The following is a 10,722-nucleotide window of genomic DNA, read 5'->3' as shown; positions in this document are numbered from 1 at the left end:
AGGACGAAACATGATGCAGATCAGTGAGTTAGCAGACGAGATCGTGACCGACTGGGTTGTCCGGGAGCTTCCGGCCGCCGCGCTCCGGGGTGTAGCGCGGCACGAACTCGCCGGAGAAATCCAGGCCCAGCCGTCCATCACCGCGGAAACCCTCGAGGCCGACAACGGGCTGCGACGGTACCAACACGAGTTGCAGCGCGCGGTGTTCGCGCTGCCGGCCAAGCGGTCCGCCGCAGTGCCGAGCGACGAGGAGACCGACGCGTTCATATACGCGGAGGTCGGCGCCGAGATATTCGATCTCGTGCACGAGCTGGCCGCAGACCTGGCATTCACCAGCGGCGACGCAACGGGCGCGTGGGCGCTGCAGCTGCTGCGCAAGGCCTACCGCGTCAATCCCCGCGCTGCCGCCGAGGCCATCCGCTGCCGCTACCACGAATTGTTCGAAACGGCAGTCATCGAGGGCGTCGGCCGCCTCGATATGTGCAGCTAGCCGCCGCCTTCCTGGCCGCCCTCACCCACGCGAAACGGAGACACACGATGCATCCTCAGCAAGAAGACGAACAGATCCTGGCCGAACACATGGTGATCATGCAGGTCGCAGCTCAAACACTGCTCGCTGCCCGCCGGGCGCTCGCCGCCCAGATCCGCCAACGCGAATCGCGCGCTCAGCAGCTCGCACGGGCACACTGGCAGGCGCGACAGGCCGTCGCGACCGCCCAGGACCAAGCCCAACACAATCGGCAGTTGGCGCAGACACACACCCGAGAGGCGCTCATTGCGCGATGGGCAGCGGCGGAAGCGACTCGTGCCGAAGCGGAGGCGGTGGCTGAGGCCTGGTCGGAGCGGATGCGGGAGGCCGGGATCGATCCGGCAGAGGTCAAGACCCTCGCCGACGACATCGAGTCCGGCCGGACCACGCCCGACCAGGCGACAAATCAGACCCGCGACATCGTCAGCGAGCAGCTGGCCGAGCAGTACGTGGAAGAGCAGTTCATGATGACCACTGCTGCCGAAATCGCCGCGAAAGCACAAGAGCCGCAATTTCATCCAGATTGGGGCGATGAGAAGTTCGTCCGAGCAGCGAACCTAATGGTCAATTCTCAGTTCGGATCGACGTCCATGCTGCAGCGCAGGCTGCATATCGGCTATCGCGAGGCCGAGCAATTGATGGACCGACTCGAACGGCGAGGGATTGTCGGCCCGAGCAACGGAAGCCTCGTTCGCGACGTCCTCGTGGGCGATGTCGCAGGCCTCGGCCGGATCATCGACGCGCAGACCGAAAATAGCATGTACGTCCGGAACTCGGCTCCCACAAAGGGCTCAGGCCCCGAATCCGCCGGCGCCGTCGCAGACCCCGACGAAGGCAAGACGCTGACCGATCGGCTGCGCGGAACGGTGGCGGATTCGGCGCTGGATTCCCCCGACGCGGAGTGGACGTCGGCCGATGCACGGTTCACCACACTAGTCGAGCAAGGAATGGACGCGCGCGAGCTGGTCGAGGCCGTAGCCGATTGCCAAACCGGCCGGGAGGCGGTCCTCCACATGGACGACGTGGTCGAGCGTCACAAAGAACAGGCCGAGTCCGCCGAGATCCGGCGACTGATTGCTGTCAGCGAGGTCAATCGTGGGACCAGCACTCCGGGCCCGCAGCCGGGCCCGGAGATACAGCCCGCAACCGCGGGCATGCGCCGCGACACGAGTGTGGCGGTGGAACTGTGACGAGCAGAACGCAGGCACCAAGTCATCGGGTCTCGGGTTGGACCGCCCTGGGAGTACTGGCGGCCATCATGCTGGTGCTGTTGCTGGTCGCCTACGGCGCCTGGTGGCTGGCAGCGCAACTCACCGGCGACACCATCCCGGGCAATCCGTTCGTGGCGTTCGGATTTCGCCGCTACCGTGCCTTGTGGACGCCACTGGCGACGGTCTTCACCGTGATCGCTGAGAGCGCGCTCGTCGGTGTAGCGGTCTGGGCGCTGGTGCGCCGGTTTCGGCGGTCCGAGATCGACAAACGCGCAACGACTATTGCTGATTACCGTGAGCTGTCGGAAGTGACCGGACGCAGCGCTCTGGAGAAGGCGAAGCGGTTACGACCCGGGGTCGATATGACCGAGCCGGGCGCGATCGGGCTCACGCTCGGTACCACGATTCCCGGGGATGCGCCGATCACCCAATCCTATGAGGACACCACCGTCGTGGTCGCGGGCCCGCGCACCGGCAAGACCGCCGGGGCTGCGATTCCGTCGGTACTCGATGCGCCGGGGCCGGTCATCGCGACATCGAACAAGTCCGACCTGCGTGACCATACCCGCGGCGCGCGTGAACTCATCCCCGGAAGCAGCGTGTGGGAATCGGATCTGCAAGGGGTCACCGGCGAAGCGCACCAGAACTTCTGGTGGAACCCATTGGGCAACATCACCAGCCTCAAAGACGCCCGCCGGCTCGCGTCACGGTTCATTGCCGCCGAGAAGATCGACGGTGCTCGCGTCGACGGATATTTCGATGGTGGCGCGGCGGAATTGCTCGCGATCTACTTCCTCGCCGCTGCCATCGCCGAGGGCGACCTCATGCACGCTTACGCGTGGTTGTCCGACGAAGCGAACGATTTTGCCAGGAAGCTCCTCGCGGACAGTGGTCACACCATCGCGGCGACGAAACTCCGCACCGCACAAGGGCTTTACCCGAAACAGCGCGACGGCCTTTACGATGTGGCGCGCCGCAATCTCAACGTGCTGACCGATCCCGACTACGCGCGCACCGTGCTGCCGCAGCGCCGCCGCCGAATCCCCGGCGATGACACCGATCTGGCGGAATGGTCACCGACACACTCTCTGCCGGAGTTCGATCCACAGGCATTCGTCGTATCCCGAGACACGCTGTACGCGATGTCCATGGAAGGAGCGGACGCCGCGACCGCGCTGGTCACCACGCTGGTCGGCCGGATCTTCGACGAGGCCTTGAAGGTAGCGCGTGTCAGCCCAGGCAGGCGACTGGCCGTGCCGTTACTACCCGCGCTCGATGAAGCCGCCAACGTATGCCCGCTGCCGGAACTGCCCAAGTGGTACAGCCACTTCGGATCTCAGGGCATCGTCTGTCAAACGTATGTCCAATCTCCCGCCCAAGCCATCCAGGTCTGGGGAGAGGAAGGGTGGCAGCAGATGCTCGCGGCCGCCAACGTCCACTACTACGGCGGCGGTGTCAAAGACACCGACTACCTCGGGCAAATATCGGAAACCATCGGGCTTATCGACGTGTCTCGCTGGTCGACGTCCCACAATCCGCATGGCGTTGCCCACTCCCAGAGCTGGAGCAGTGAAGCAGCCATGCCCGTCTCCATGCTGGCCAAGCTCCCCAAAGACCGCGCCATTGTCATGACCACCGGCAACCCACCGGTCCTGGTACGGAAAACGTTCTGGTCCGACCGCCATGACGCCGGGTCGGTGACCGCATCCCTGGCCAAATACGGCCCCGACAGCCATATCGCACTCGCGAAGGAGATCCTGTGACCACCGCCAAGAGCACCGACGACGAGCAGCCCGATATCTACCTCGACGCTGGCGAATGGGTCGACGACTGGCTCGCGCCGGCCCTCGAAGGGAAGTTCGAGGGGGGCGGCAAAGGCCAAGTCGTGTGCCCGGAGTGGTTCCGGCACCGCATGGTCGCCCTCCGCATGCACGCCCTGTGGCGTGAATGGGAGAAGTCCAACCGCGAAGACACCATGTCGAGCTGGTGGGTCTATCACTTCGACGCTCACGCGCGCGCCCTCTTCGACGCGGAACGCGGCCCGATGCACAACTGCACTCCGGAGAAGCATCGGACCCCCGGCCGGGTCAACCCCAACCGGGCACCCGCCGGTTGGTTCGACCAGAACGAATCCGGCCCGGATTACCGCGTCCTCACCAACTAACTGTCGGAAAACGAACTTCCCTGAAATTCCGACAGTGCTGTCCTGTCAGAATTTCCTGACAGAGGGATAGAATGTAAGGAATTCCTGACACATGCTGGCGAGGGGTGCGGGACATGGGGAGACAGACCGACGACGGACGTCACGAGGGCACCGTGGCGCACATCTTCGCGGACGGCATGACCGGCGGGGGATGGGGCGGTGGTCGGCCGATCGCGACCACAGCCGCTGACGGCACGCGCTTGGACGAGTGGCAGTATCGGCGCGGCGCTGAGGTCGTTGCGTGGCAGGTGATCTGTACCGACAACTCGACGCGCCGCTATCCCGAGTGCTGGCGCGGCCCGGTATGGACCCGGGTAGCGACCGAAGCCGAGCACGACCCCACACACCACCGGATCTACTGCGACGATGACCGCGCCATGCTGCCGGAGGACGTGGAAGACCTGCTGATGGAGGACTGGGACCGGCACATCGCCCCGTTCCAGGGCTGCTACGCCATCGAGGTCGCGGCCGAGGCGGTCGCCGAGGCGCAGAAGGAACTCACCGCAGCCGTGCGGGCCGCGCGCGAGCAGGGCGCATCATGGGAGGCGATCGGCCGGGCCGCCGGAATGACGCGCCAGTCCGCGCACGAACGGTGGGCGAAGGTTCTGGGCTGATTCAATGTCGCCGCCTCCAAGTAGGCTGTGCCCCCATGCCTTTCGAGATCCCCGACTGGGCGGCGGCCCGGTTGCGCGATGTGACGGTCGCTGAGGTCTTTCAGGTGCTCAGAGCGCGCCGACGGTGGGCGCGCCCATCGACGGGAAACGAATTGACCGTCACACTTATTGCTGGCAGGACCGATGCCGGACGGCCGATCATGGTCGCGGTCCACCAGGATGCGCCGTTTCACGCGATCGTCATCGCCGCCGGACCGCTGACGGGCGATAATCTGGAGGCATACACCCGATGGGAGGCCGAGACCGATGAGCCGTTCGAAGGATGACACGGCCGCGCTGCATGATGCGCTGGTCCAGGCCTACGGGCCCGATTTCGATATCGACAGCTTCACCCCCGACCTCTCGGCCGCACCGGTCGAGGTCGAACAGCTCACGGACCCGAGCGAATTGATGATGACGCGGACGGTGACGCTGCAGCTGCCATGGCCGGTGATGCAGCGCCTTGAGGCGCGTGCCGCTCAGGCCGGCGAGAGTATCGACGCACTGGTCTCCGAATGGGTTGCCGTCGAAGCGGCAGCCGATGACACCGTGCCCCGCGACGCGATCCTTCATGTGCTCGCGCAGCGGTTCCGCCGCACCGCCTAGTCAGGGCGTATCGCACGCGACATTCGGCACCGCGACACAACATCCTGTGGTGTATCGAGATGTCGCCTACCAGATATAGACTTACCCCGACGGCCCGCCTGGCGCAGTGCCGCCGAACGGAACACCTGCAAATGAACGCCGAGGCCCTGGCCGGAAGCGGAACTCCCAGCAGGGCCTCGGGTATGTCTTGGTAGGACTCCCCGATGCTACGTCACCCCGTGCTCCGCGGCATGCGGAACCGGGGTGATCCTCAGCGGAGTTGCTCTCCCCGGTTGTCAGCCGTCTCGTCGGCGTCCCGGAAACGGCCCTCAGCGGCCGGAATGGAGTCGAGCGTGAATCCCGACGACAACCAGGGCGAGGAACCCCTCGCCGCTTCCGTAATCGTTCTGCCGACCTCGCCGGTCGCCGCGTACGCGGATTTGCCGCGCTCGCAGGTGGCTCGTGCGCTGCAAACACTGCCGCCGGGCATTCAACAGCTCCTCGGCATCGACCACTTCCTACTGGGCGCTCTGGACATCGTGCTGTGCTCAGCGCATACGCTCCTCGACCGCGACGATCCGCGACCTGTGCTCGACCGGTTCAGCTGGTTCGATGAGGCGATGGCCGAACTCGGGCTCGAGCCGGGCCCGCAGGCCGGGCACGCGCTGGCCGAATGGCTCACCGACTTCGCCACCGAAGACCGTCTGCAGCAAGTCACCAAGGTCAACAGCAGCACGTGGCGTAGGTTTCTGCGCCGGCTGATCGGCGCCGCAGCGTTCGACCGGCTCACGGTCGCGGTCCGCGAGGACATGAGGGTGATTTCGGATCTGGTGGACTGGGGCACGGCCCGGCTGCAGCCGTTCGCAGTGGCGTTCGACGACTGCATGTCGGTGATCGGATCCGAGCGGATCTGCGACATGTTCGGGCTCGAGGAGACAGTGACCGCGTTGGAGCTGGTCCGGCGTCTGCACACCGCATCGAAGAAACTGCGCACCGAGAAGCTCGGTGAGGGTCTGGACTCGACGGCGCTGGAACCCATTACGGACGCCGGACAGCTAATCGACGAGCTGCGGGCGATGGCATCCGGGCCGACACGTCAGGCGCTAGGCGAACTCAGCAGCGATCTCAGCCGCAAGCTGGAGGGCGCGCGATTCGCTCTTGATCAGTCGATCGACGGGGTGTCGCAGGCCGCCAATTCGCTGGTCGAGCTGATCGATCGGATGCTGCGCACCGCGTTCCCCCACGGCGAGGTCTTGGAGTGGCTCGAAGCGACCGGGCGGAGCGGAGCTGAGTACGTGCATTTTCGATCCAGCACGCCCTGGCCAACCAAGCGCGCGGAAGCGTTGTGCTTCATCTACGGTGGCGCGGTTCCCGAAGGTGGCGCCAACCCGATTCTCGATGCCTTCGCAGATGTCGTGGTGAAGATCCGCAAGCAACTGGAGGCGATCAAGCACGCCGACAAGGCCACCGCTGATGAGGCCGACCAGGTTCGAGCGCTGATTCACAGCATCGAAGGATTCATCACCATCATCATCCGTCTCGGGTGGGGCGCGATGGCGGCCGACCGTGTCGCCGAGATCCGGCGCCGCTTCACCGCCTGACGTCCGTTCAGCCCACTTCAGTCGGGCAGGCCTACCTCGTGCGGATCTTGGTCAGCGCGTAGGCCTGCCCAGCTGGGGTGGCGCAGACTGGTGATGAATTCGCGGTAGTAGACGGTGGCGACGAGAGTGGGGGCTACCCAGGACGGGGAGGTATGCGCGCCGATCCGCGGCATGGTCCCGAAAGGACTCGATTCCTGGGCGATCTCGTCGAGCCGGGCCTGCAGAACGCGGCGCTGCGCCATGCTGAATCCGGTACCCACGTTTCCGACGTGGATGAAAACGCCATCGGCAGTATGCCCACCGAGAATCAGCGAGCCGAACAGGCCCGACGGTCGCCTACTGGATGAGAAGTAGCCTGCGACAACAACGTCCGTGGTTCTTCGCAGTGCCGATTTGATCCAGAGTCGGGAGCGTCGGCCCGGCAGATAGACCGAGTCGAGCCTTTTCACCACGATTCCCTCGAGCCCGTGCTTTTCCGCCACGTCGAGCATCTGGGCGGGGGCGATGTCGGTCCAGTAGGGCGGTACACGGACCAGAGCGCTACTCAGCTCCAGACCATCCAACAGTTCCCGGCGCTGGACGTAGGGCAGGTCCGTGACGTCATTGGCCTGGATCGAGAGAGCGTCGAAGGCGAACAGCTGTGTGGGCACCGACGCGATGAGTCCGGCCGGGGGCCGGACTGTGTGCATCCGGTGCTGAAGACGGCTGAACGATGGAATGCCGCTCGGCAACTGCGGGGCAATGACCTCGCCGTCGATGATGAACCGGCGGCCGCGCGCGGTTTCATTAAGCGCCGCAGCAAGTTCCGGAAATGAACGCGTCACTTCTCGACCGTTACGCGAGTGCAGTCGCACCTGCTCACCGAGACTGACGGCGATAATGCGCATCCCGTCCCACTTCATCTCGGTGGCCCATAGGCCGGAGGAGGTAGGCGGCCGCCCGGCGGTCGCCAGCATCGGCGCTGGCACGCGTCCCACAGATCGCAGCGTACTGGCAGCAATCTTCGGGTTCGAGCGCTACTTCGTCAGTGGGCAGATTCGGGCGGGATCGGCCCTCGCTGCGGAGACCACCGATCGGGGGGAGTGATTCCTTGAGGTCCGGCGTTCAACGGCGGCGTGACAACGGATCGCCACAGCGCTCATTCAGCGTCAAGTTTTCTTGCCGACCTCTGGTAGTGTCAAGTAAACTTGTCGTATGGGGATTCGGCATTTCGAGACCGACAGCCGGGGCTATCTTCCTGCGGGAACAGACATCTCAGCCGTCCTCGCCGACGGCGACGTACGTGCACTGATGGCGGTGTGGGATACCTACAGCTCTATCAAGCTGTATCGGTCCAGCCTCGCCAAGATCGGGCAGGGAGAGTCCAGTGTGGCCGATCCGGAGGGTACCCGAGCCATGCTGGAGTCCAGTCTCGCCAAGGTCGCCGAGGTGACCCCGGCGCAGGCGCTGGAGGCCAACCGCCGTCTGGTCGACTTGCTCACCGGTTTCCGGTGGTTCGTGATGCGGGAAGCTCGCGAGGCCGGGGACAGCTGGACGAGGATCGGTGAGGCGCTGGGCATGTCGAAGCAGGGCGCGCTCGATTGGTACAAGCGCAAGATCGCATTTCAGGAGGAATTCGTTCCCGATTTCCACGACACCGATCGGGCCCGCGCAGTCCTGGGCGAGGACTAGCGGGGCGCGAGGCCGAAAGATTCCGGCCTGAGCCATCTGTCTGTGATCAGAGTTCGTGGCCGTGGTCGCGGTGATGCTGACGGTTGAGCTCGGCTTGGGCGGCGGCGCGTTGTTCCTGTGTGAGCTCGGAGCGGGTCGTTTCGGTGGGGGAGTGCGCGGCGCGGATGCGGTGTTCGGCGGCCGCGTCGACCGGTGAGAGGTCGGTTCGGCGTTGCCGTTCGGCAAGCGCGGCTTCCAAGTCACGGGCTGCTTGGGCGGCGCGTTGGGCGGTCCGTTCCCGGATCTCCTCGTCCCGGGCGTCGCCGCGCTCGGCCTCTGCCAGTTCGGCGGCCAGCGCGGTGCGGTCGTCGGCGCGGGCCAGCAGGGCGGCCCATTGCGCTTGGGGGGCGCCGGCGTCGCGGGCCGCCTCGACCGCGGCGCGGGCGGCGGCTTTGGCGGCGGCGGCTTGTTCTTTTGCACGCTCCTCGGTGGCGGCGCATCGCTCGACACGCGCCTGGGCTTCGCGGCGCGCTCCTGGTCGCAGCGCCGAGATCGCGGCCAGGTTCTGGCGGGCGGCGTGGGTTTCCGCGGTGGCGGTGCCGAGTTCGCGTCCTGCGTCCTCGGCGGCGGCTTGCGCGGCTTGAGCGGCCCGGATCGCGTCGGCCTGTTCGAGGAGTCGGGCGTGGGCGGCGCGGACTTGCTCGGTGCGTGTTTGGGCGTTGGCGAACCCTTGCCAGGCGGCCGGGTCGTCGCGGCGGGTCGCGGCGCGGCGCAGGTTCCGGATCAGGTTGTCCAGCGCGGTGTCGCTGCGCATCCGCAGCGGCTCGGCCTGCATCTGCTCGAGGATCTGCTGTTCGCGGGCGGCCGACGGATCCGCAGGTTCGTGCTCGACGTCCGGGGCTGTGTCCTGGTCGATGTCGACAGCGGCTTCGCTGTCCATGGTGTTTTCGGTGTCGATGTCGTGGGTGATCGGCTCGGTAGGCGTCGTTGGGGCGATGTGGGGTTCGTCGTCGCCGCCGATCCCGGTGTCGGCCTCGCTGATGTATCCGCTCTCTCGACGGCGGTTGTCGAGCTCCCACGCTGCCTGGCTGTCGGAGATCTCCGAACTGGTGTGCTGCTCAGTGCTGGCCTGCTGGGCGGTGTCGGCGTGCAGGTAGCGGTCTTCCAGCTCCCGCACTGCTTGGTTGAACGGGATTCCGGTGGTGGCGTGTTGCTCGTTGGCGGCCTGGCGTGTGGCATGGAACAGCAGAGTGTCCAGTCGCCGCATCTCGGCGCGCGCGGCGTTGAGTTCGTCGGTGGCCAGGGTTTCGGCCATGTCGCGCCAGGTGTGGACCTCGTCCTCGGTGGGAACGGGTTCCCCGCCGGCCGCGGTGTCGAGTTCGTGGTGGGCGTTGCGCAGCTGCTCGCGGAGTTCGTCGGCGTGAGCGCGCGCGGCCTCGGCGTCGGCTTTGGTCCGTGCGATATTCACGGTGACCGCGTCGGCGGCGTTCTCGGTGGCGGCGGAGCGGTAGGTCTCGAGCTGCTCGGTCAGCCGGGCCCGCAGCGCGGCCTGGTCGTCGCCCAGGGCGTCGATGTGCTGCTGAACCGACGCGATCAGTTCCTCGTCGGCGCTTTCGGGGTGCGCTTGGAGCGCGCTCTGGTAGGTGTCTTCGGCGGCGATGGCGTCGAATTCGGCTTCTTCCCATTGCTGTTGGGCTTCGCGGACCGCGAGTACCAACGGCCGCAGCGCATCCATCCGCAGCCGCATCTGCGCGATCCTGGGTTCGATTGCGAGCTGATGCGGATGGGTCTGGGTGATCACTTGCTCGAATAGTTCCGCGACTCGGGCGCGGGTCTCGGTCAGTTCGGCGTGAAGACGCAGGACGCGATCGGTCGGCGACAAGTCCGGGTACGGCAGTTCGACCGGCCGCCCTTGCTTGGGCGTGAACTCTTCGGCCCATTCCTCGCCCGGATCCGGTTCCTCGGTAGCGTCATCGATGCTGGTCGCGGCGTCGATATGGGTATCTGGCCCGGCTTCCGATGTGGTGGCGTCGGTTTCGTGTTCGGTGGCGGTGCTGAGGTCGAGATGGTCCAGGCGCCAGACCAGTACGGCGGCGGTGTCGTCGACTCCCTCGAGGTCGCGCATCGCAATGGCGGCGGCGAGGTCGTCGACTGGGTCGCGGCCGTCCAGGTCGATCTCGGCCAGCCGCTCACGCAGCGCCGGCCAGGCCGGGGCCTCGGTGACTCCGGGCGCGAGTTGTTCGGCCGCGTCGGTGAGTTCTGCGACTCGCTCGCCGCCGATCTGATCGGT

The 10,722-nt window shown here is 66.1% G+C and carries 11 protein-coding genes; 9 read left to right on the top strand and 2 right to left on the bottom strand.

Annotated features, from left to right (window positions below; genetic code table 11):
- The first annotated feature begins 10 nt into the window (after positions 1-10).
- The 8 genes from ON37_RS28865 (at position 11) to ON37_RS28835 (ending at position 6,782) form a co-directional block, all read left to right on the top strand.
- Entirely contained in the window at positions 11-490 is a 480-nt protein-coding gene (locus ON37_RS28865; RefSeq protein ID WP_157171678.1) for a hypothetical protein, read from the top strand.
- 47 nt (positions 491-537) lie between these two features.
- Positions 538-1,719, top strand: a complete 1,182-nt coding sequence (locus ON37_RS28860) for a DNA translocase FtsK (protein WP_085997417.1) — start codon at positions 538-540, stop codon at positions 1,717-1,719.
- A 68-nt stretch (positions 1,720-1,787) separates the two neighbouring features.
- On the top strand, positions 1,788-3,503 hold the full coding sequence (locus tag ON37_RS28855; RefSeq protein ID WP_051032262.1) for a type IV secretory system conjugative DNA transfer family protein: 1,716 nt from the start codon (positions 1,788-1,790) through the stop codon (positions 3,501-3,503).
- Complete coding sequence (locus ON37_RS31360) at positions 3,500-3,904, top strand: DUF4913 domain-containing protein (RefSeq protein ID WP_051032261.1); 405 nt, start codon at positions 3,500-3,502, stop codon at positions 3,902-3,904. The genes ON37_RS28855 and ON37_RS31360 overlap by 4 nt, the downstream gene beginning before the upstream one ends.
- Before the next feature lie 113 nt (positions 3,905-4,017).
- The gene (locus ON37_RS28845; protein ID WP_157171677.1) at positions 4,018-4,557 is read left to right on the top strand and encodes a hypothetical protein; all 540 of its coding nucleotides are present in this window, start codon (positions 4,018-4,020) and stop codon (positions 4,555-4,557) included.
- A gap of 35 nt (positions 4,558-4,592) precedes the next feature.
- Complete coding sequence (locus ON37_RS33335) at positions 4,593-4,883, top strand: hypothetical protein (protein WP_157171676.1); 291 nt, start codon at positions 4,593-4,595, stop codon at positions 4,881-4,883.
- Positions 4,864-5,202 (top strand): hypothetical protein, encoded by a 339-nt coding sequence (locus tag ON37_RS28840; RefSeq protein ID WP_040723981.1) that lies wholly within the window; start codon positions 4,864-4,866, stop codon positions 5,200-5,202. The genes ON37_RS33335 and ON37_RS28840 overlap by 20 nt, the downstream gene beginning before the upstream one ends.
- Positions 5,203-5,534: 332 nt before the next feature.
- Entirely contained in the window at positions 5,535-6,782 is a 1,248-nt protein-coding gene (locus ON37_RS28835) for a hypothetical protein (RefSeq protein ID WP_157171675.1), read from the top strand.
- A 17-nt stretch (positions 6,783-6,799) separates the two neighbouring features.
- On the opposite strand, the gene ON37_RS28830 is transcribed toward ON37_RS28835, so the two are convergent.
- Entirely contained in the window at positions 6,800-7,759 is a 960-nt protein-coding gene (locus ON37_RS28830; protein ID WP_245553558.1) for an ATP-dependent DNA ligase, read from the bottom strand.
- 217 nt (positions 7,760-7,976) lie between these two features.
- Here ON37_RS28830 and ON37_RS28825 point away from each other — a divergent pair, with 217 nt between their 5' ends.
- Entirely contained in the window at positions 7,977-8,453 is a 477-nt protein-coding gene (locus ON37_RS28825) for a hypothetical protein (protein ID WP_040723978.1), read from the top strand.
- 46 nt (positions 8,454-8,499) lie between these two features.
- Here the strand turns inward: ON37_RS28825 and ON37_RS28820 are convergent.
- Positions 8,500-10,722: hypothetical protein (locus tag ON37_RS28820; protein ID WP_040723977.1), on the bottom strand; the 2,223-nt coding region annotated here is incomplete at its 5' end.

Origin of the sequence: Nocardia veterana NBRC 100344 (assembly GCF_000308855.1) — a bacterium.
GTDB classification, from domain to species: Bacteria; Actinomycetota; Actinomycetes; order Mycobacteriales; family Mycobacteriaceae; genus Nocardia; species Nocardia veterana.
This window is presented reverse-complemented; position numbering and strand designations above follow the sequence as displayed.